Genomic DNA, 21,652 nt, shown 5'->3' on the forward strand with positions numbered 1-21,652 from the left:
GGTCTCGGCAGCCAATTCAGCTATGTATTGGTTGACTTCCGCCTCCAAGGCGGCGGCGAGCATCCGGCGGGCGCCCTCGCGAACGATCTCGTCGATCAAGGAGCCGGACTGGGTCGAGCCGTTGTCGGTGACCACGCTGAGCACGGGCGTGCCTTCCCGACCCGCGCTGCGAACGCGGGCCTACTCGGTGACCATCACAGGATCATTCGGGAAGGTACGCCCTCCGCGTCCCTTCTTGCACTGATCCACAGGTTCCGAGCACTGCTCCTGTCTCTGGCGCTGTGGTTCACGGAACTGCGGCCACAGCCGAGATCAAGAATCCTCATCAGCGCCGCGGGTGGCTCAACGATGCGCACAGGGGCGAGAGAGGCTGTTTGAGCCGAACTGCGACTGCATGCCGCCAGGAATGTGAAGAATCCGTGACGGACCCATGTGTGTGTCGGATGCTGGTTCGGGCTCCGGCTCCGGAGATCCCGCACCAGTGATCAGCACACACATGCTCGCGCCTGCCACAAGGAGTACCCATGAGGAAGTTGCTCCGCCAGGGCATCATCGGCCTCTCGGCCGCCGCCTCGCTCACGCTGTTGCCAACAGCCGTCACCCCTGCCCAGGCTGTCCCGTCCGCCATCCCGTCCGGGATGACCTGGACCGTGCTCGCCGAGGGAACCGCGAACGGCACGGTCAGAGTGGGGGCGGACTCCGCGACCGATCCCTACTACGGCGACACCCCGGCCACCGCCACGCTGCCGCTGCTATGCCTGCGCATCACCGGCAGTGGCGTACCCAGCGGAATCACCCCGGACTTCTACGCGGGCTGGGCTCGCGGCACCGTCGCCGCCACACCTCCCGTCCAGGGCAAAGCACTGACCAGCCTCGCCGTCGCCAACAACCTCTGCGTCCAGTACTACGGAAGCGGCTGGCGCATGGCCGAGTTCCACGACGGCCGCTACGGCAGCAACCTGGAGTCGAGCGGCGGCTGGTCGTTCTGGGCCCATGGCTACCTCCCCGAGAACACGCGCTTCTGGACCACCATCAACGACCAGCCCGCAAACCCCTGGAACTGAGCCACCGCCGCCCGCCTGACTCTGCCGGTCCGCAGTTCCGCACCGCACGGCGCTGTCACGTTGGCTGACCGGTGGGATGATCTTCTGGTTGATCGCGCTGGACTGGAGGGGCTGTCTGTGGGGGCTGTGTCGCTGTCGTACAGGGGGCATCGGTACCCGGTCGAGGTGATCTCCCACTGTGTGTGGCTTTACCGCCGCTTCCCGCTGTCGTGCGCGAGGTCGAGGAGTTGATGCTCGAGCGCGGCGTGACCGTCTGTCTCCTACGAGACGGTCCGCCGCTGGTGCGCCAAGTTCGGGCAGACCCACACCAACGCGATGCGCCGCCGGCAGCCACGGCCCGGTGACAAGTGGCACCTGGACGAGGTCTTCATCAAGCTCAACGGGCGGTTGCTGTACCTGTGGCGGGCCGTCGACCAGGACGGCGATGTCCTGGACATCCTCGTGCAGAACCGGCGGGACACCGCCGCGGCCAGGCGCTTCTTCCGCCGCCTGCTGAAGAAGCGCCGAATGGTGCCGCGGGTGGTCGTCACCGACAAGCTCCGCTCCTACGGCGCCGCCCACCGCGAGGTCATGCCCTCGGTGGAACAGCGCTCGCACAAGGGCCTGAACAACCGGGCGGAGAACAGGCACCAGCCCACCAGGCAGCGCGCACGGGCGATGAAAGGCTTCCGCTCCACGGGCGGGCCCAGCGGTTCCTGTCCGCGTTCAGCGGCATCTCCCCCCACTTCCGGCCCCGCCGCCATCTGATGCCCGCACACGACTACCGAGCCGAGATGACCGTTCGCTTCGCCATCTGGGAGCACGTGCTCCCGCCGGACTACCAGCGCATTCTCGCCAGCGTGCGGCAGGCCGCGGGACCGGTCATGGCCCGGCAGGTCGGCGAGTTGCTGGGAGTGGACGTCAACGTCCGGTCCAAGCTGGAACCGCTGCGCGGGAAACTGGTCAGACTCGTCGACCGCGGCTGGCTGCGGAAGCTACCCGACGGCCGGTTCACCCCCCGCCTGTGACCGGCTGCTGGTGATCACGTGCTTCGCCCCATCCGGCACATCGTTGCCAGCGGGACAGGGAGCTGCTCGACTCTCCTGCTGAAATTCGCGGTAGAAGTTGCCCATCACCGCGGCGACCGGTGCGTAACGGACAAGGAGCGCCGCGACCGACGCGGGAACTCCCTGTGGGGGCACCCCTTGGGCGCACGCATTCACAAACGTCCTGCGTTCTTCCGGTGTGTATCCGTAGAGAGCGACGGCCAGCCCAGTTCACCAGGTGGGTGACGGCGTAGCACTGGTCGTAGGTGCGGTGCTGGTCGAAGAAGTCGGCCTCGTCCCGTGTGAGGTCGAAGCGTGAGGAGATCGCGAGGCCGTAGTCGGTGAAGAAGAGCTGTCGGCCGTCGGTGAGGATGTTCTCGAAGTGCGCGTCGAAGTGCAGAAGCCCGCGGGCGTTCATGAACGAGATGCCGGCTTTCAGCTCGTCGTCGACCATGGCGCAGGCCCGCTCGGCCACCTCGTCACCGGCCCCGGTCTGGACGCCCAACCAGTCGTGCAGGTTCTGCGGGATGTACTCCAGGAACAGCACGAGGCTTGCCGTGGACTGCTGGAGAGCTTCGATCCGTCGGCGTACCGCTGGTCCGCCTCCCCAGTAGGCGACAGCTCGATCCACATCGGCCAGCTCCTCGGGCAGCGGCTGGCCAGAGTCTGGGATCACCCGCCAGTGGTACATCAGGGGGAAGCCCTCGTAGTCACCCGCGACCACCCAGTTCGTCGTCATGGTGTGCGCGCTCAGCTCCCGCCAGGCCCCGAACCCCGGGGCGCCGATGGTACCGATGCCGTAGTGACAGAAGGCCGGGAGTCCGAACAGATTCGCGGTGGAGTGAACATGCTCCGGCCGTCGCTCCAGATCGGTCAGCCGTACCTGCTTGACGAAGACCCGGGTTCCCTCAACCTCCAGCAGGACCGTCTTCCCGCCAATGCCTGACCCCAGCGGTGCGCCGGCGTCCACGAACTCGCGCAGACTGCGGTCACTGCGCAGTGCCAGCGATGTGGAAACGGAGCCGTGGGCGGCCAGACGAGCACCGTGGGACATATCGGGGCCTTTCACTCACGCCTCCAACCGTGCCCCGCCTCCTGTTCAACGGTTTCAGCAGACACCGGGACGGGGGCCAGAGACCACCCTCCCACGTCGGAGACGGTGAGATGTGGCGTAACTGGGGGCTCTCCAGATGCCGTTGAGGGCCGTGTGACGAAAGCCGAAGAGCCTGGCTCTGTCGACGATCTTGTGATGGCACCTGGCTGAGTTGCAGGACTCGGCCCCACTGGTGACGTTGGAGCCCCGGGCCAGCGGGTAGAGTGCAGTGATGTCGACTTTGTGGCCGTGCTGGCGAAACGGCCGGACTCAGCTGCGGTGGAGGCGCTGAGTGCGGCGCATGTCGCAACTCCATGATCGCCAAGACCTGTGCCTGTCTTGCTGCCGGCTCCCACTGATGGCGATTCCTTCAGGGAAACGGGGAGGTTCGGTGGGCGGCGCGCCGTCGGGCCTTGCCGTCGTTTGACATCGAGTGCGCTCCAATTTCTAGCGTCCTGGGCATACGGTTCCAACGAGCCCAGGAGGCAGCATCATGACCACCGTCCCTACCCGGCACCTCGGCGAACTGGCGGTCTCCGCGCAGGGCCTGGGGTGCATGGGAATGAGCCATGGCTACGGCGCCACGGACGACACGCAGTCGATCGCGACGCTGCACCACGCCCTCGACCTCGGGGTGAGCCTCCTGGACACCTCCGACTTCTACGGCTCCGGGCACAACGAGGAGCTGATCGGACGGGCCATCTCCGGGCGCCGGAACGAGGTGGTGCTGGCCACGAAGTTCGGCTTCGCCAACCGCCTGGGCGAGCCCACCCTGATCCGCGGTGACGCAGCCTACGTGCGGCAGGCGTGCGAGGCATCGCTGCGCCGTCTCGGGGTCGACCACATCGACCTCTACTACCAGCACCGGGTCGATCCTCAGGTGCCGATCGAGGAAACGGTCGGCGCCATGGCCGAGTTGGTCCAGGCGGGCAAGGTCCGCCACCTCGGGCTGTCCGAGGCCGGCGCGCAGACCATCCGGCGGGCGCACGCCGTGCATCCGATCGCCGCACTGCAGAGCGAATGGTCACTGTGGACCCGCGACCTGGAGGCGGAGATCGTCCCGGTCTGCCGTGAACTCGGCATCGGTATGGTCCCGTTCTCCCCGCTCGGGCGCGGCTTCCTGACCGGCCGCTACCGCTCGGTCGAGGGGATGGCGGAGAGTGACGTGCGGCGAAGCCAGCCACGTTTCGCCGACGGCAACCTCGAATGCAACCTAGCGATCGTGGCCAGGCTGAACGAGTTGGCCGAGGCCAAGGGAGTCACCGCCGGCCAGCTCGCCCTGGCCTGGGTGCAGCACCAGGGCGACGACGTGGTGCCGATCCCCGGCACCCGGCGGCAGCAATACCTGCAGGAGAACATCGCGGCCCTCACGGTCGAGCTGTCACCCGAGGACCTCGCCGCCATTGAGGTGGCCGCCCCGGCCGAGCAGATCTGGGGCACCCGCTACGACGCGACCAGCCTCACCTTCGTCAACCGCTGAGCCCACCTCGGCCCACCGCCCCTGGACCGGCTCCGGCGGCTCCCGCCCCGTGAGCCGGTCCCGAACGGTCGGCGAGGTCAGCCTGGGGAATGTCCGTTGGTCTGGTCGCGGGAAAGCATCGAGCCGTTCGTGCCCGAGCCGGGTCTGCAGATTGGGGGAGGCCGACAAGCTAGTCGCGCCTCAGCGTGGGCATGAGGCGGAGTGCGTTGTCGCGGTTGATGCCGCGGCGTTGGCGGTTGGTGAGGACGGGGTCGGTCTCGATGGCGGGCACGGTGAAGTTGGTGATGATGTCGGTGGAGGCGGCGGGCCAGTCGGTGCCGAAGAGGATCCGGTCGGCTCCGGCGGTGGCTACCAGAGTGCCCGAGGGGGCGAGCGGGCCCGCTGTGTCGTAGTAGAAGCGGTGGAGGTAGTCCTGTACCAGGGCAGCATCGAGGGGCGGGGTGCAGAAGGCGCCGAAGGCTTCCATGCGGGTGGCGATCTGGGGGAGGAATCCGCCGGCGTGTGGCAGGACGACTGACAGGTGCGGGTAGCGGTCGAGTGTTTTGGTGCGGATCAGGTTCACGGCGGCGCGCGTGGTGTCCAGCAGGAAGTCGCACATGAAGTTCGGGATTCCGGGGACGGTGGGCACGCCGGGTGGTCCGCTCGGGAGGTCGAGCGGGTGGGTGAAAAGGACCGCGGCGCGTTCGTCGAGTTCTGCGAGGAAACGGTCGTACGAGGGATCACCGAGGTAGATACCGTTGTAGTTGGCCTTCACACTGACTCCCACGGCACCGAGCTCGTCGAAGGCGTGTCGCAGAGCCCACGTGGTCACCTCGGGATGGTCCAGGACAGCAGGGCCGAGAATGGCGAAACGGTCCGGGTGCAGGGCCACCAGGCCGGCCAGCGCCTCGAAGACGACCGTGAGCCCTTCCCTGGCCTGCGCCGCGGAGCGGTACCGGTCCTGCATGGTCGGGTTGAGGACCGCGGTTGCGATTCCCACCCGGTCCATCAGCGCCAGAGTGGAGTCCAGATCCCAACGCGCCCACCACGGTAGTTCCTGCCGCCGCACCAGGCCCTCCTGCTCGGCCCAGTCGACCCATGCCGGAGCGGTGAAATGGTGGTGGACGTCAATCCTTGCCCGGCCGGCGTCATCACCGCTCCCCGAGCCCCGCAGCACCGCTTCCTCCCCGGCCAGAGCACTGGACCCGCCCGTGGCAGCGACGCTGGTCGCCACCGCCCCACCGGTGATCAGCAGACTGCGCCGACTCATAGCCTGGGTCGATTCCGACATCCGCGTATCCCATCCGTAGCGCCATCAGCTTGTCGCACCACGATGGCCCGGCGATGGGTCCGCGATCAGTACGGCGTGCCCTGTTCGAGTCCGGTTACCTCGGACGGGCGCGGCCAAGAGGGAGGGGCCCTCGCTAGTTCCCGCCGCCGTCCCGCTTCAGGACGCACGCCCCGTGCCGACTGCCGATGGGGGAGCCCAGGCGTGCCCCAGGCCTGGGAGGCTGCTGCCGCCAGCGCCACGCCCGCGTCAACTACCAGCGCTACCTGGCCGAACCCGCCCGACACCGCCCCGGTAGGCGTTGCCGACCCGTTCACCAGGGAAGTCCTCGACGAGCGCTGCTGTGGCTGGGACCTGGCCGACCCCGACTGCCCTGCCTTCCTGGAACCTGGCGCCGTGCCCCTGCCCAAACCGCCACCCGAGCGAGCCCCAGCCGCATGTGCCTGACGTGCCACCACCATCGCCCAGTTCCCCCAGCAGGGCGGACGGCGATCGGTCAGATCCGTCGCAACGTCCTTTACCCGCCTGCGAAGCTGTGCCGTTGAACCAGCCCCGGTATGAGACCAGGAAGCGCACCATGCCCTCGAAGACGCCCGTCACTGCAGCCGCCCACCGCCGCGTGGAGTGGAAGGTGCTCGACCGCGCCCTGGCCCCCTACGACACCGACTCCCTGATCGTGCTGCTCCAGGCCGCGCTCACCTCGCCGGACTGCCAACGCCTCGCCGACCACCTGCTGCTGATGCTCACCCGCGTCCTGCGCACCCCGCCCCGCACCGGTACATCCGCCGGCGCCGAGGACCTGCCCCGCCTGGTCGAAGCCGTTGTGCGGGCCGCACCCGGCCGCGGCGTCGTCACCGGCCGCCATCCCAACGCTCTGCGCCCAGGAGTACGCCATCTACTCGCAGGCGAGCATCTGCTCGTCCACCCCGGACAGCTCGCCCACCCACTCCTCGTGCTGCGCAGCCTGCAGCTGACGGCCTTGGCCGTCGACGAACCCCTGTGCACGGCCACCGGGTTCGGGATCGGCGACGTTCTCGAGCTGGCCCTGCGTCTGACCGACCGGGCCCTGAGCGCCCTCAGCCCGGTATGGCCCGAACCAGTCACCGGGGACAGCGAGGAGCAGGTCGCCTGCCACCTCACCCCGGCCGAGGTCGATGCCGCCACCGCGATCGCCACGGCCGACCCGAGCGACCTGGTCCCCGCCTGCCAGCACCCGGAGCTGGCCGCCCGCGCCCTCGCGTGGCTGACCCGGCCGGTCAAGGACCTGCCGCTGCGTTACCACCCCGACGTCCCCCTGCTCGGACCGGTCCTGGCCCTCACCGCGCACGGCCGGCGTCTGCCCGTCCCCGCCGGCGCGGCCACCGACGCCCTTGCCCCGGTCGCCGGACGCCTGCTCGGCCTGCTGCCACCGGACCAACTGCCCGCGGCCGAGACCAGGTTGCAGGAGCTGACCGTCTCCCGGCTCGCCCAGCTCCTCGGCCTGGGCCACGTCCCCGCCCGCACCGGCCAGGTGTGCCGGCTGACCTCGCCCACTCACCGCTACGACATCGCCGTCGTCAGCGCGCTGGCCGATGGCCTCCTCGGCGCCCGCGTCGAGGAAGGCCGCGCCGCTCTCGCCGACACCCCGCCCGGCCGCGGCCGCCTCGTTGTCTACGGCGGGCCCCGCTTCCTGGGACGCGAGCTGATCCGCGACACCGCCCTCCTCCACGTCGAGGAACTCGCCGAGATCCTGCACGCCGCCGACGGCGACCCGACGCTTACGGCGCTGTTCCTCCTAGAGCTCACCGAGCACCCCGGCGTGCACGGCGTGGCCTACGACGACGCCCTCGACGCCTGGACCGCCTGGCACCACCACGCCACCCTGCTGCTACCCGGCCCCGACAGCGACGACGTCGTCTACGTCCCCGCCGCCTCGCACGACGAGGCCTGGGAGCGCGCTGCCGACCACGCGGCCACCGACCGCGTCCTGACCGCCGCCGACCTGCCCGCCGTACAGGAGTTCAGACACGCCCGGCATACCACGCCCGAGGCCGGAGCGAGCGGCACCCACACCGACCTCGAGCACCACACGGACGACGGCACGCTGCTGATCCGCACCTCCACCGCCCCCCCAGTGGCGATCGTCGCCGTCCCTTCCCACCACCCCGGCGCCCTGCTCGACGCCGGCGGCATGGCCGCCTTCGCCGACTCCCTGCGCACCACCCTCACCACCCTCGCGCCCGTCACCGCGCACGCCACGCTCCCCGACGGCATGCCCCTCGTCATCGAGGTGACCGTCACCGACCAGCCCCACCAGCCACCCGCCACCGAAAAGACCCCGGCAGACGAGACCGGGGATGCGGGGGAGCGGCTCCTGCTGCGCGCCGGGGCCGACCCGGCCGCCGCCCGGATCGGCCTCGTCATCGACCCGCCGCTGCTCGCCGCGTTCAACGGCGACGGACAGCGAGGACACGACATCCTGGGCATGCTCGTCCACGACCTGATCACCCAGGTCCGCACCGGCCGCGTCGCCGGCCCCGGCACTGACGCGGACACCTTCACCACCGCCTGGAACACCGCCCACCCCGTGCTGCGGCTGTCCGGCACCACCCACTCCTGGCCCGCCACCGCTCCCGCCTACACCCTGCCGCGCACCCCTCACCTGCACGCCCGCGCCCTGCGCACCGCGGCCGCCGCCATCCGCCGCGCCCGCGTTCCGGCCGGCAGCTGGCGCGGCGCCGACGCCCTGCGCCCCGGCGGTCCCGCCGAGCAGCTCCTGCACGCCCTGGAGAACGCCCTCACCGAACAACTCCGCGCCCACCAGCCCGCTCTGCTCGGCGAACTCGCCCGCCAGGTGAACGCCGCCTGGGCGCACCGCACCCGCTCGCTCACCGAGACCGCGGTCAACCTCGCCGCCCCGTGGGCCGCGAACTGGACCGCCGAGGCACGCCGCCGGCAGACCGAGGCCGCCACCGCCACCTCCGCCCTGCACCTGCTGCTGCAGCAGGCCCTCATCACGGCGCCCACCGGCACCCGGCCCGTCGACGTCCTCGCCGTAGCCGAGCTCGTCGCCCTTGCCGAACTCGTCCTCGGCAGCGGCATCACCGCGGTCGCCGCCGCCCGCCGACTGCACGACGTGAGCCTGGACATCGACCCCGCCGGCGTGTTCACCCTCACCGCCGGTTCCGAAGGCGCGTTGGCCTCCACGGCCGAGCCCCACGGCGGTGAGCATCTGGGGTTCGACCTCGGCGCTTACCGGCACGCCCGCCAGCAGCGAATGATCGCGGCCGCCGTCGACGCCGAACCCGAACTCCTCGACGCCAGCACCCTGCTCGCCTCCCCACCCGTGCGCACTGAGACCCCCTTCACCGCGCCCGTCCTCCCGTCCGGCAGCCAACTTGCCCAGGCCGACCGGCTTCTGCGCCAGCAGTGGGGATGCGGCCTGGACGCACTCGGCGCAGTCCTCGCCACTGCCTCCGACTGGCCTACCAGCGAACACGGCACCGCCACCGTCACCGTCGAGGACCTGGTCACCGAAAGCGCCGCCTGGTCCGGCCTGCCCGGCGACCACCTCCGCGCCGCCGTCGGCCGCCTGCGCCTGCACCCCGGTAACGCGGCCAGCACCACCGAGCACGCCTACACCGAGGTCGAACGATGCACCCGCCCCCTGACCCACCCTCTCATCACCGACGGCGAGGACCTTCTCGTCCTGCCCTGGCTCGCCCACGCAGCCCGCGAGGCCTACGCGGCCTCCCTCGACGACGGCCGCCTCCCGCACCCGGAACTCCCCGACCCCGTCGACAAAGCCCTCACCCGCCACCGCCAGCAACTCGACCAGCGCCTGGAGTCCGACGTCCGCGAAGCCGCCCGCGCCGCAGGCCTGCCGCACCGTTTCCGCCTCCTGGAGAAGATCGCCGCTCAGCTCGGCGTCCCCGGCCTGACCGGCGAGATCGATCTCATGGTCGCCGACCCCGACACGGGCCGTTTGTGGGTGATCGAGGCGAAGAACCCCACCCGGGCCGTCGCGGTGCACGCCCTGCAACAGCACATCAAGAAGTTCACCACCCGCTACCGGGACAAACTGCTCACCAAGGCCGCCACCATCGCCCAGTACGCGGACCACGCGGCGGCGGCCTGCGGTGCCACGGCCGAACGCCCCTGGCGGGTGCTGCCGTTGATGGTCACCCGCACCATCGAGCCGGCCGCGTTCCTCGCCGACCCCCGCATCCCCTACACCACCGCCGACCACCTCACCACGGTCCTGACCCACCCGACCGACCCGGAACCCGGATGGATCCCGGCCCCCGCAGCCACCCCATGACCCCCGCCACAGCCTTCGGCGCACGGCGCGAAGGACTGGGGCTGTGTCGGTGATCTCCCTTGCTTTGGCAATGACTCCTCTAATAGTCCAGAAGGTAGAGGACCCGCTCCCACGCATCGTGCGCGAAACCCGCAAGTACTTAGCCCACCAGGGTTCTCTCGCAGTTGTCACATATGGGCCACTCCACCCGGACCTGGGGCTGTCGGGTCGCCTCCGCGACCGACTCGCTGCCCGCCGCCTCACCGGTGTACTGGGGGCAGTTGGCGCCGGTGCATCGGGCGTTGCGCAAAGCTCTGGAGGACGGAAAGCACGAGCCGGGGGCGGCGGACTTCTACTTCGGGGAGATGGAGATGCGCCGCCACGCCGACGACATCCCCCGCAGCGAACGGGGGCTGCTGACCGCGTACTGGGCGCTGTCCGGGTATGGTCTGCGAGCCTCCCGGGCGCTGGCCCCGGCTGGGCGCCGCCATGTGCCTCACCGTCGTGCAGCTGACGGCCGTCGGCCTGGCGAAGGACACCCCGAAGCCGACCGCGACCGGCACCGTCCCGGCCGGCGGCGGCAGGGTCACCTTCGAGATCGACAAGGACGACCCGCGGAACCCCACCGGCAACCGGTTCACCGGCGAACGCTCCGAGAGGGCCCTGAACATCACGCTGAACTCGGGGGTGTTCCGCTCCTCCGGCCAGGACCTGACCACCGCTGGCACGTACATCGAGATGACCTCGCGCCTGACCGAACCCGTCCCGCTGGGGCTGACCGCCCTCGCCGTCCGCAACCGTGTCAAACGCTTACCCCGGCCACCGGCCGCACCGGTACCTGCTCTGCTCACCTGCTCCGTGCCGAGAGTGCGCCGGGGGAGGGCAGCGGGCGCGGGTGACCTCGATGATCGCCTCCGGGCAGCCGTCGAGAACGTTGGTGAGTGTGGCCTGTTCGGCCGGGTCGACGGCCAGAGCCCAGCGGGTCTTGATCGCGATCCAGCCGGTGGCGTAGGTGCAGCGCTAACCCTCGGCTGGCGGCTGCCAGGTGGTGGGGTCCTGGCCGGCCTTGGAGCGGTTGCTGGAGGCGGAGACGGCGATGAGGGCGGGGGGGGCGTCGAGGCGTTGGCCAAAGCCTGGCGTTCGCCAGCGGTCCAGGTGGAGGCGCCGGAGTCCCAGGACTCAGCGAGGGGGACCAGGTGGTCGATGTCGAGGGCGCGGGCCTGGTCGAAGGTGGTGTCGTCGTACGGCGAGTACCAGGTCCCGCCGCTCAGCGCGCAGTTGACGCCCTGTTCGGGGGGGCCTCCTCGATCAAGACCTCCGAGCGGGTGGAGCAGCCGTCGCGGTCGGCGTCGGGCCAGTGCCGCAGCCTCAGCCGGTAACACCTTGTCCCTGCGCATGCGGCCACCGTACGACGGTTCGTCGGCTCAAGGCCGCGAGGACCTTTCAGCCGACTTGGCCGATGGTCACGGTGCGGGATCCCGGAGCGAAGCCATCGAAGGACTGTTCCCAGGACTCACCCGGCCAGTAGTAGGTCACACGACCCTCGGACGGCCGGTAACGGGCGGTGTAGACCGTTCCCAATCCCTCGTCGTACGCGGATTGATACAGCGGCGGCTTCAGCATCGCCGCCACGTCCGTACCCGCTTCACGAATCGCCTTCAGCCGCTCTTGGGTCCGGGAGAACTGCTCCTGCTCGTCAGGCACCGGCAAGTGCTGGTGGTTGGCAGCGCAGGCATCCGCTGCCCCAGTCATTGAAATGTCCGGTCCCACGAACACCGTCACTGCCTGCTCGGAGTCGACAAGGGTGACGTTCTGCGGGATCGCGATCGGTATGGACCGCAGCCTGCCGAGTGCCTCGTCAACGGTGTCACACGTCTCCAACAGGTAGCGCAGGACGATAAGAATGGCGAAGCCGGGGCCATGGACGAATCGCCCACCGAAGGTGAGTGACACCGCGAGCCCGGCGTCGTTCATCCCGTCCAGCAAGCCCCAGGCGGCATCCTGCATTCCGATCACCGGTCGGAGAAAGTGGGAGGAGACAATGGTGCCCTCACACTCGTCGGGGCTGAAGTCGTAGTTGCGTAGCAGGGTGCCACTGCCGCCGATCTGGGTGCAGCCCGAGAAGAATGGTCTCAGCGCCGCGAGGGTGAGGAAGGTTTCCCCTTCGGGCCGGTCGAGCTGACCGGCGAGGCGGTCGAGAACTGGAACCAGCTCCGGCATGTGCGCCTCGAACAGCTTCCGAGCACGGTCCGCGCCCTCTAACGTCCGGCTCTCCTCGGTCATCCACCCCTCCGCGAGCGGCCACAGGGCTTGTGTATGGGTGGCCCATCGCCCGTCGCTTCCGTCGCCGACCTCGATAGCACGGAAGATCTTCTGCTGTTGACTCATGCTGCCGCTCCCTTGTGAACGTCAAGTCAGATGACGGCAACCTAGCTAATTTCACCGGTAATTCACTAGATCAGGCTTGGTTGCGGGAGACAGCCGAGGCGCTCGGGATCGTGTCGAACGACATGTCACCGTGCTTGCGGAACCCTTCGCCGCGCAGGACCAGGACGCAGCCGCCGACTTGTCATGCAGGGCTCAGACACAGCTTCTGAGGGGTCGTTTTCATCTTAATTGCTCATGTATCTCGTAGATTGCGAGTCGTGGTGGTTTGATGCTGGTGAGATTGCCGGCACGAGTGGGTCCCTGAGAGCCGGACGGGGTGATGTCTGGGGCGGGATGCGACGTGCGCCCGCCCGGATTCAGGCCGTGCTTCCACGACCGAAGACGCACGCCTGGGCGCCCTCGGCTTGGAGCGGTACGCCCAGGTCATGAGTGAGCGACGTCCGTATCCGAGTGATCTGTCCGATGCCCGCTGGGAGTTGATCGAGCCGGTCTTCGCGGCCTGGCGCTTCGAGCGCCGCGGCCGGGCCCTGGACTTCGGCCGGCCTCCCGAACACGACCTGCGCGAGATCTTGAACGCGATCCTCTACGTGGACCGCACGGGGGTGCAGTGGCGCTACCTGCCGCACGGCTTCCCGCCCTGGGCGACGGTCTACGGCTACTTCGCGAAGTGGCAGAAGGAAGGGGTGTTCGCCCAGCTCAACGGCGTGCTGCGGGAGTTGGTGAGGCGAAGCGAGGGACGGAATGCCGAGCCCTCGGCCTGCGTGATCGACGCGCAGAGCGTGAAGGCCTCCGTCAGCGTTCCCGCCGCGAGCCAGGGCACGGACGCAGGCAAGAAGATCGTCGGCCGCAAGCGGAGCATCGTCACCGACACGCTCGGACTGCTTCTCGCGGTGTTGGTCACCGCAGCCAGTGTCCAGGACTCCGTGGCCGGCACCCAGCTGCTCACCGTCCACCGCCTCACCGGTCGGCCCTCGCGCACCTTCCGAGCGCTCCTTGAGAGGGAGATGCGATGCAGCAGCTGATGTTCCAGGACGATCAGCAGTTGTGGTTCGAAACCCTGCGTGATCTCGGCCTGGCCGTCTACGGCGGCTCGGACGTCGGTGAAGTCGTAGCAACCGCCTCCCAGGTCACCTCCGGCGACTACGACGGCTGGCACGACGCCTGGCTGTCCACAGCAAAGCGTCTGGAGGTCGAAGCCCGTGCAAGCCACCCCGTCAGCGCGCGGGACGGGCTGCTGCGGGCCTCCGCCTACTACCGGGCGGCCGAGTTCTTCCTCCATGGCAACCCCCACGACCTGCGCATCGACCACGCCTACCAGCACGGCGTCGCCTGCTTCCGTGATGCCACTCCAGCCTCGGACAACGCAGTCCCAGCACCTATGAGACAGCACTCGAAACAACATCAACTAACCTGAACCCAGCCGCATAGCCCGTGTGCAGGATTCCGGGCTGCCCGCTAGCCGTGCCTCGACTGTGTCGGGGTGGGAGAACGGGACGCCGGGGCGCCGCTACGCAGGCCATTTCTTGCGGATGCGAACTCCCTGGCTCGCGGCGGCATCGGTCGATAGCGGGCGGCTGTACCAGCCGCCCCCGCCCATGCGAGGCAGGCGCAGGGCGAAGACGCATCCGACTCCGGGCGTGCTGGTGACGGTGACGGTGCCGTTATGGGCGTGCGCGAGGTGGAGGACGATGGCAAGTCCCACGCCACTGCCTCCGGTGTGGCGGCTTCGTGACTTCTCGGCCCGCCAGAAACGCTCGAAGAGCCTGGGCAGGTCATCGGGGTCGATGCCCGTGCCGGTGTCGGCCACCTCGATGACGACTTCGTCACCGACTACGAACGACGAGAGAGTGACGCTTCGGCCCCGCCCTGTGTGGCGTACCGCGTTGGACACCAGATTGCCGACGGCCTGGCGCAGTCGCGCGGGGTCGGCGGTGAGGTCGATGTCGGCCTCGCCTTCGACCGTCAGCCGGACCCCTGCTGTGTCGGAAGAGGCCCGGTGCGCGGCAGCGACATGATGCAGAACGTCCCCGAGGCGCACGACTTCGGGGTGGATCCTCAGCTTGCCGGCGTCCGCCGTCGCCAGGTCCTGGAGGTCGTCGATGGGCACTGTCACGTTGGCTGACCGGTGGGATGATCTTCGGGTCGATCAGGCTGGGAGGGGTCGTCCGTGGGGCGTGCGTAGCTGTCGTACAAGGGGCACCGGTACCCGGTCGAGGTGATCTCCCACTGTGTGTGGCTGTACTTCCGCTTCCCGCTGTCCTTCCGCGAGGTCGAAGAGCTCATGCTCGAGCGCGGGATCGTCGTCCCCTACGAGACGGTCCGCCGCTGGTGCGCCAAGTTCGGGCAGACCTACGCAGGCGCGCTGCGCCGCCGACAGCCCCGGCCCGGGGACAAATGGCACCTGGACGAAGTCTTCATCAAGATCAACGGGGAACAGAAGTACCTGTGGCGGGCGGTCGACCAGGACGGCAACGTCCTGGACATCCTGGTGCAGGATCGCCGGGACAAGGCCGCGGCCAAGCGCTTCTTCCGCAGGCTGCTGAAGAACATCGGCGCGGTGCCGCGAGTGATCGTCACCGACAAGCTCCGTGCCCACGGCGCCGCCCGCCGCGAGGTCATGCCCTCCGTCGAGCACCGCCAGTCCAAGTACCTGAAAAACCGGGCGGAGAACAGCCACCAGCCAACCAGGCAACGCGAACGGGCGATGAAAGGCTTCCGCTCCGTGGGCGGAGCGCAGCGGTTCCTCTCCGCGTTCAGCGGCATCACGCCCCACTTCCGACCCCGCCGCCATCTGACGTCCGCACAACGCTACCGCGCAGGATGACCGTCCGCTTCGCCGTCTGGGAGCACATCACCGGCGTTGCCGGTCCCACCGCCACGGCCTGACCACAGCCCGGAACCGGGATCCACCACACCACGACGCACCATCAGACACCTACCCACCCAACAACGTGACAGTGCCATCATGGGGCCATGTCCCGCCCCGTCCGATTCCACACCCCGGAGTGGTTCACGGCCGACGATTCGGCACTGAACGTCGCGCTCGTGTACCCGATGCAGGGGCCTGCCGGGGTGTTCGGTCCCACCTGCGAGGCGTGTGCCCGGCTGGCCGCCGAGGAGATCAACAAGGCGGGCGGTGTCCTGGGCAAGGAGCTGCGACTCCTTGAAGTCGACGGCGGTGCCGAGCCGCAGCAGGTGGCGGAGGACGTCGAGGCCCTGGTGGCGACAGGCACGGTGCAGGGTGTCACAGGCTGGCACATTTCCTCGGTACGGCAGGCTGTGGCTCCACGGATCGCGCACCGGGTGCCGTACGTCTACACGGCTCTGTACGAGGGCGGAGAGCGCACCGACGGCGTCTACATGGCCGGGGAGACCCCCGCCTGGCAGTTGCTGCCCGCGATGCGACTGCTCACCGAGACCCGGGGCGTGCGCCGCTGGTTCGTCGTCGGCAACAACTACGTCTGGCCCCGGCACACCGCCCGGGCCGCCCGCCGCTACGCACGCGACTCCCGCAGCAGGGTCTGCGGCGAGGCGTACCTGCCCCTCGGCACCGACGACTTCCACGACGTGCTGCGCCGGATCGAGCACGCCGACGCCGACGCCGTACTGATGCTGCTGGTCGGCAGTGACGCGATCCGCTTCAACCGGGCCTTCGCCGCCTCCGGACTGGACGAGCGGTGCCTCAGGCTGAGCACGCTGATGGACGAGAACATGCTGGTGGGCAGCGGCCCGGAGGCCACCTCCGACCTCTACAGCGCGGCCGGCTTCTTCGCCTCACTGGCCGACCAGAACACCATGGACTTCCACGGCCAGTACGCCGACCGCTTCGGGGTGGCTGCCCCGACCCCGGGAAGTCTCGGCGAGTCCTGCTACGAGGGCGTCCTGCTGCTGGCCGCGCTCATCGAACGGGCGCGCACCCTGGATGTGTCCGCCATCGGGGCGGCCGCCGGCGCCGTCTCCTACGAGGGCCCGCGTGGCCTGCTGACTCTGGAGGGCCGGCATGTGCGCCAGCGCATCTACCTTGCGGAAGCGGACGGGCTCGACTTCAACGTCCTCGCCCAACTGCGCGCTCCTCACGACCTGTTGTGACCCGGCCGCCCTCCAGCGCTTCGGCCAGCCGGTTCAGCAGAATGTCCAGCCGCTCCCCGGTCTCATCCGCGAACAGGGGCGCCAGCTCCGCCCAGTCGGCCCGTACTCCGCGGACCAGTTGCTGCCAGCGTTGCGTGCCCCGCGGTGTGAGGCAGGCCAGGACACGGCGCCGGTCGGCGGGGTCGACGCGGCGGAAGACCAGGTTCTGGTCGACGAGTTGGTCGATCAGCTTGGTGAGGCTCGGCGCCGGTAGGAAGGCGTGGTCGGCCAGCGCCGTCATGTTGTGACCCTGCCCGTCGGACAGCAGGTCGAGGACCCGCCATGCCTCCACCGAGCAGTCGAACTCGTCCAGCACGGACTGCACTCGGCGCACGGAGAGGCGCTCGGCCCGTGTGAGCAGATGGAGCAGTTCCTGGGGCCGACTTGCCATCGCACTCCTCCGCTCGAAGCACTGGTCCCCCGTGAGGGGTTGAGCGGAGCCTACCGTCGAGCACCTCACTCCTGACAAGAGGAATGAGGAAAATGGATCCTTTCTGCAGGAAGCGTTAATTGTCGTCTCCGAGATGGCATCAGCTGCGCATCGTCAGCGACTGCTCTTTCTTTTGGCTGCATTTTTGCTTCCACTGGAAACTGTTCCTCAATTGCGTCGAAACGCAGGGGAAACAGTTCCGCCGCAGGCTGTGGACGCACTTCAGCGACCAGCTCGGACGGTACCCCGGTACGGCTGGGGGATCCGGGCGCCAACGCCGCCGTTTCTGAAGCGTGCTCCGTCGATTCCCTCCCCAGAGTTTTTCCGCTCTCTTCGTACCGCCCCCTTCGGGGCTTGGAGGTTTTGTATGTCCGGGCTCAGCATCAGCAGACGTGGCCTGTTGGCCGGTATCTCGGCGGCCGGCGCGTCCGCGGCCCTCAGCGCTTGTGGCGCGAAGACCGGCAGCGACACGTCGTCGGACTCCGCCGCCAAGGCGGACACCTCCGGCAGCACGGTCAAAGTCGGTCTGCTCAACTCGCTGTCGGGCACGATGGCCATCAGCGAGGTCACCGTCCACAACGCGCTGCTGCTCGCCATCAAGGAGATCAACGCCTCCGGCGGTGTGCTGGGCAAGAAGCTGAAGGCGGTCAGCCAGGACGGCGCCTCCGACTGGCCGACCTTCGCGGAGAAGGCCGAGGCCCTCATCAAGGACGACAAGGTCGCGGCCACCTTCGGCTGTTGGACCTCGGCGAGCCGCAAGGCCGTCAAGCCGGTCTTCGAGCGCTACAAGTCGCTCCTCTTCTACCCCGTGCAGTACGAGGGCCTGGAGCAGTCCCCGTACATCTTCTACATCGGCGCCACCACCAACCAGCAGATCGTCCCGGCTCTGGACTACCTCAAGAAGCAGGGCCTGACCAAGCTCTACCTGGTCGGCAGCGACTACGTATTCCCGCGCACCGCCAACAAGGAGATCCAGGCGTACGCGAAGGCCAAGGGCATGACGGTGGTCGGCGAGGACTACGCCCCGCTGGGCTCCACGGAGTTCGGCACCATCGTCAACAAGGTCAAGGACTCCGGCGCGGACGCCGTGTTCAACACCCTCAACGGCGACAGCAACGTGGCCTTCTTCAAGGAATACAAGTCCTCCGGACTGACCGCGAAGAGCATGCCGGTGCTCTCGGTCTCCATCGCCGAGGAGGAGGTGAAGAGCATCGGTACCCAGTACCTGGAGGACCAGCTCACCGCGTGGAACTACTACGAGACCACGCCGGGCGCGGTCAACGCCAAGTTCGTGGCGGCCTACCAGGCCGAGTACGGCAAGGACAAGCCGACCTCCGACCCGATGGAGGCCGCGTACATCTCCGTCTACCTGTGGAAGGAGATGGTCGAGAAGGCGGGCTCGTTCGACGTGGCGAAGGTGAAGGCCGCCTCGGACGGCATCGAGCTCGACGCCCCTGAGGGCAAGGTCACCGTTGACGGTGCCACCCAGCACGTCTACAAGACCGCCCGCATCGGCAAGGTCGGCTCGGACGGGCTGATCACCGAGGTGTGGAACTCGGGCAGCCCGATCAAGCCGGACCCGTACCTCAAGGGCTACGACTGGGCCTCCGGCCTGTCCTGACCTCCGGCCCCACTCGTGGCGCGACCCGGCCCCCTCACAGGCCGGGTCCGCCCCGCGCCCGCACGCCCGTCCCCGACCCGGAGCCGCTTCATGACGGTCATCCTCAACCAGTCCTTCACCGGCATCAGCATCGGTGCCGTCCTCCTGCTGATCGCGCTCGGCCTGACCCTGACCTTCGGTCAGATGGGCGTGATCAACATGGCGCACGGCGAGTTCATCATGGCCGGCGCCTACACCACGTACGTCCTGCAGAAGTCCATCAGCAACGCGGGCGTCTCCCTGCTCGTCGCGCTGCCCGTGGCCTTCCTCGTCGCCGGCGCCATGGGCGTGCTCCTGGAGTGGCTGCTCATCCGGCGCCTGTACACCCGGCCGCTGGACACGCTGCTGGTGACCTGGGGTGTCTCCCTGATGCTCCAGCAGCTCGCCCGTGACATCTTCGGCGCCCCCAATGTGCAGACCCATGCCCCGGATCTGCTGACTGGCAACCTCACGCTGGGCGGCGGCATCACCTTGGCCAACAGCCGGCTGTTCATCCTGGGCCTCGCCCTGCTGAGCGTCCTCGCCCTCACCCTCATCCTGAAGCTCACCCCGCTCGGGCGGCGCATCCGGGCCGTCGTGCAGAACCGGGACCTCGCCGAGGTGTCCGGCATCGCCACCGAACGCGTGGACCGTACGACGTTCTTTATCGGCTCGGGCCTCGCGGGCGTGGCCGGTGTCGCGCTCACCCTGGTCGGCCCGATCGGCCCGACGATGGGCACCAACTACATCGTCGACGCCTTCCTGGTCGTCGTCGTGGGCGGCATCGGGCAGCTCAAGGGCAGCGTGATCACGGCGTTCGTGCTCGGCGTGCTGCAGTCGGTCCTCGAATACTCGACGACGGTCAGCATCGCCAAGGTCATGGTGCTGGTGGCGATCGTCGCCTTCCTGCAGTGGCGACCCCAGGGCCTGTACACACTGCGTACCCGGAGCCTGGCATGACGACGACCACGACCACTTCCACCGCGCCCCCCGTGACCCTGCTGGAACGCTTCCGCGTCCCCGTCGGCTTCGCCCTCGGCACTGTCCTGCTCATCGGCGTCGCCCCGCTCGCCCTCTCCGACTTCCGCCTCTCACTGCTCGCGAAGTACCTGTGTTACGCGATCGTGGCGGTGGGCGTGAGCCTGGCCTGGGGCCGGGGCGGGCTGATGGTGCTCGGCCAGGGCGTCTTCTTCGGCATCGGCGGCTACGCCATGGCCATGCACCTCAAGCTCGCGGACGCCGCCGCCACGGGCCAGACGCTGCCCGACTTCATGCAGCTGTACGGCACCGGCGACACCCTGCCCTGGTGGTGGGCGCCGTTCGCCAATCCGGCCTTCGCGCTCGCCATGACCGTCCTGCTGCCCATGGCGGTCGCCGGGCTGCTCGGCTTCTTCGTCTTCCGCCGCCGGGTGAAGGGCGCATACTTCGCGATCCTCAGCCAGGCGCTGGCCGCCGCCCTCGCCATCTGGCTCGTCGGCCAGCAGGCCACCACCGGCGGCACCAACGGCCTCACCGACATCCAGGGCTTCTTCGGCTACTCGCTGGACGACCCGGTCAACCAGCGGATGGTGTACTTCATCATCGCTGCCGTCCTGCTGCTGCTGATGGCTCTGGCCCGCCAGTTGTTCGTCAGCCGCTACGGCGAACTCCTCATCGCCGTACGGGACTCCGAGGAACGCGTCCGCTTCCTCGGCTACGACCCGGCCAACGTCAAGCTCGTCGCGTACGTCATCGCCGCGGGCATGGCGGGACTGGCGGGCGCCCTGTTCGTCCCGGCGGTCGGGATCATCTCCCCGGCCCTGATCGGGATCGTCCCGTCGATCGGGTTCGTCATCGGCGCCGCGGTCGGCGGGCGGGCCTCGCTGGTGGGCGCGGTGCTCGGTGCGATCGCTGTGGCCTGGGCGCAGAGCACCCTCTCCGACGCCTTCCCCGCCGCCTGGACCTACCTCCAGGGCCTGCTGTTCGTCGTAGCGGTCGGGTTCCTGCCCGGCGGCCTGGCTTCCCTGGGCGTCGTCCTGCGCAAGCGCCGTGCCGGAACTGGTACCGGTGGTTCTCGTACGACTGGAGGGACAGCATGAGCGGCGAGGGACTGACGGTCCGCGACCTGCGCGTGACGTTCGACGGGTTCAAGGCCGTCGACGGCGTGGACCTCGACATCCGCCCCGGTGATCTGCGCTTCCTCATCGGACCCAACGGCGCGGGCAAGACCACGCTCGTCGACGCGGTCACCGGCCTGGTGAAGTCCACCGGTTCGGTCCGCTTCGGCGGCGAGGAGCTCATCGGCAAGCCCGTGCACCGGATCGCCCGTATGGGTATCGGCCGTACGTTCCAGACGGCCACGGTCTTCGAGGAACTGACGGTCCTGCAGAACATGGACATCGCGGCGGGCGCCGGACGCGGCCCGCTGACGATGCTCCGGCGCCGCAAGGGCATACCCGAGCCGGTGACGAAGGCCCTGGAGACCACGGGGCTGACCGACCTGCGCGACCGCCCGGCGGGCGTCCTCGCCCACGGGCAGAAGCAGTGGCTGGAGATCGGCATGCTGCTCGTCCAAGATGTGAAGCTGCTGCTGCTCGACGAGCCCGTCGCCGGCATGAGCCATGACGAACGCGAGGCCACCGGCGGGCTGTTGCAGCGCGTCAGCGAGGACCACACCGTCGTCGTCATCGAGCACGACATGGACTTCATGCGCTCCTTCGCCCGCAGCGTCACCGTCCTGCACGCGGGCAAGGTCCTCAGCGAGGGCTCGGTCACCGAGGTCCAGGCCGACCCCCGTGTCCAGGAGGTCTACCTCGGACGCGCCTCCGAGCCCGCGGAGCCGACCGCCGCTTCCGTACCCGCCGCCGAGGAGGCGTGACA

At 68.9% G+C, this 21,652-nt stretch carries 13 protein-coding genes and 7 pseudogenes; 14 read left to right on the forward strand and 6 right to left on the reverse strand.

From position 1 onward, the window contains the following. Positions 1-144, reverse strand: a pseudogene (locus tag ACZ6BB_RS40585) (IS256 family transposase); the annotation flags it as partial. 380 nt (positions 145-524) lie between these two features. Here ACZ6BB_RS40585 and ACZ6BB_RS40590 point away from each other — a divergent pair. The 3 genes and pseudogenes from ACZ6BB_RS40590 (at position 525) to ACZ6BB_RS40600 (ending at position 2,071) form a co-directional block, all read left to right on the forward strand. Further along, the gene (locus ACZ6BB_RS40590) at positions 525-1,064 is read left to right on the forward strand and encodes a hypothetical protein (RefSeq protein WP_471620119.1); all 540 of its coding nucleotides are present in this window, start codon (positions 525-527) and stop codon (positions 1,062-1,064) included. A gap of 117 nt (positions 1,065-1,181) precedes the next feature. Continuing rightward, positions 1,182-1,798: pseudogene (locus tag ACZ6BB_RS40595) on the forward strand (IS6 family transposase); the annotation flags it as partial. 39 nt (positions 1,799-1,837) lie between these two features. Further along, entirely contained in the window at positions 1,838-2,071 is a 234-nt protein-coding gene (locus ACZ6BB_RS40600) for a hypothetical protein (protein WP_471620147.1), read from the forward strand. Here the strand turns inward: ACZ6BB_RS40600 and ACZ6BB_RS40605 are convergent. Further along, positions 2,039-3,143, reverse strand: a pseudogene (locus tag ACZ6BB_RS40605) (protein kinase family protein). The gene ACZ6BB_RS40600 and the pseudogene ACZ6BB_RS40605 overlap by 33 nt on opposite strands. A 532-nt stretch (positions 3,144-3,675) precedes the next feature. Between ACZ6BB_RS40605 and ACZ6BB_RS40610 the strand changes: the two are divergent. After that, positions 3,676-4,662: an aldo/keto reductase gene (locus tag ACZ6BB_RS40610; RefSeq protein WP_471620120.1), complete on the forward strand. Its 987-nt coding sequence runs from the start codon at positions 3,676-3,678 to the stop codon at positions 4,660-4,662. Between the two features lie 169 nt (positions 4,663-4,831). Here ACZ6BB_RS40610 and ACZ6BB_RS40615 read toward each other — a convergent pair whose 3' ends face one another. Further along, positions 4,832-5,911, reverse strand: coding sequence for an amidohydrolase family protein (locus tag ACZ6BB_RS40615; protein WP_471620121.1), 1,080 nt, complete (start codon positions 5,909-5,911; stop codon positions 4,832-4,834). 595 nt (positions 5,912-6,506) lie between these two features. Between ACZ6BB_RS40615 and ACZ6BB_RS40620 the strand changes: the two genes are divergently transcribed. After that, positions 6,507-10,229: a hypothetical protein gene (locus tag ACZ6BB_RS40620; protein WP_471620122.1), complete on the forward strand. Its 3,723-nt coding sequence runs from the start codon at positions 6,507-6,509 to the stop codon at positions 10,227-10,229. Between the two features lie 257 nt (positions 10,230-10,486). After that, a pseudogene (locus ACZ6BB_RS40625) lies at positions 10,487-11,018 on the forward strand (hypothetical protein); the annotation flags it as partial. A gap of 633 nt (positions 11,019-11,651) precedes the next feature. Here the strand turns inward: ACZ6BB_RS40625 and ACZ6BB_RS40630 are convergent. Beyond that, complete coding sequence (locus tag ACZ6BB_RS40630; RefSeq protein ID WP_471620123.1) at positions 11,652-12,596, reverse strand: C45 family autoproteolytic acyltransferase/hydolase; 945 nt, start codon at positions 12,594-12,596, stop codon at positions 11,652-11,654. A gap of 425 nt (positions 12,597-13,021) precedes the next feature. On the opposite strand from ACZ6BB_RS40630, the pseudogene ACZ6BB_RS40635 reads away from it, so the two are divergent. Both ACZ6BB_RS40635 and ACZ6BB_RS40640 read left to right on the forward strand, forming a co-directional pair. Beyond that, a pseudogene (locus tag ACZ6BB_RS40635) lies at positions 13,022-13,540 on the forward strand (IS5 family transposase); the annotation flags it as partial. 65 nt (positions 13,541-13,605) lie between these two features. Further along, positions 13,606-14,010: a hypothetical protein gene (locus tag ACZ6BB_RS40640; RefSeq protein ID WP_471620124.1), complete on the forward strand. Its 405-nt coding sequence runs from the start codon at positions 13,606-13,608 to the stop codon at positions 14,008-14,010. 93 nt (positions 14,011-14,103) lie between these two features. Here ACZ6BB_RS40640 and ACZ6BB_RS40645 read toward each other — a convergent pair. Next, positions 14,104-14,697 (reverse strand): annotated as a pseudogene (locus tag ACZ6BB_RS40645) (sensor histidine kinase); the annotation flags it as partial. A gap of 81 nt (positions 14,698-14,778) precedes the next feature. Here ACZ6BB_RS40645 and ACZ6BB_RS40650 point away from each other — a divergent pair. Together ACZ6BB_RS40650 and ACZ6BB_RS40655 are read left to right on the forward strand one after the other, a co-directional pair. After that, a pseudogene (locus ACZ6BB_RS40650) lies at positions 14,779-15,482 on the forward strand (IS6 family transposase). A gap of 87 nt (positions 15,483-15,569) precedes the next feature. Next, positions 15,570-16,685 carry a substrate-binding domain-containing protein gene (locus ACZ6BB_RS40655; protein WP_471620125.1) on the forward strand — a complete coding sequence of 372 codons (1,116 nt, stop codon included), beginning with the start codon at positions 15,570-15,572 and terminating at the stop codon, positions 16,683-16,685. Here the strand turns inward: ACZ6BB_RS40655 and ACZ6BB_RS40660 are convergent. After that, a complete protein-coding gene (locus ACZ6BB_RS40660; protein WP_471620126.1) occupies positions 16,642-17,115 on the reverse strand; it encodes a MarR family winged helix-turn-helix transcriptional regulator in 474 nt (157 codons plus the stop codon). The two genes, ACZ6BB_RS40655 and ACZ6BB_RS40660, sit on opposite strands and share 44 nt — an antisense overlap. 406 nt (positions 17,116-17,521) lie before the next feature. Between ACZ6BB_RS40660 and urtA the strand changes: the two genes are divergently transcribed. The 4 genes from urtA (at position 17,522) to urtD (ending at position 21,650) form a co-directional block, all read left to right on the forward strand. Then, positions 17,522-18,775, forward strand: a complete 1,254-nt coding sequence (urtA, locus tag ACZ6BB_RS40665) for an urea ABC transporter substrate-binding protein (RefSeq protein ID WP_471620127.1) — start codon at positions 17,522-17,524, stop codon at positions 18,773-18,775. A 90-nt stretch (positions 18,776-18,865) separates the two neighbouring features. Further along, positions 18,866-19,753, forward strand: coding sequence for an urea ABC transporter permease subunit UrtB (urtB, locus tag ACZ6BB_RS40670; RefSeq protein WP_471620128.1), 888 nt, complete (start codon positions 18,866-18,868; stop codon positions 19,751-19,753). After that, positions 19,750-20,871, forward strand: a complete 1,122-nt coding sequence (urtC, locus tag ACZ6BB_RS40675; RefSeq protein ID WP_471620129.1) for an urea ABC transporter permease subunit UrtC — start codon at positions 19,750-19,752, stop codon at positions 20,869-20,871. Before urtB ends, urtC begins: the two co-directional genes overlap by 4 nt. Continuing rightward, positions 20,868-21,650, forward strand: a complete 783-nt coding sequence (gene urtD, locus ACZ6BB_RS40680; RefSeq protein WP_471620130.1) for an urea ABC transporter ATP-binding protein UrtD — start codon at positions 20,868-20,870, stop codon at positions 21,648-21,650. The genes urtC and urtD overlap by 4 nt, the downstream gene beginning before the upstream one ends. The last annotated feature ends 2 nt before the right edge of the window (positions 21,651-21,652 follow it).

The sequence above is a fragment of the Streptomyces sp. NPDC041108 genome, from assembly GCF_055592645.1.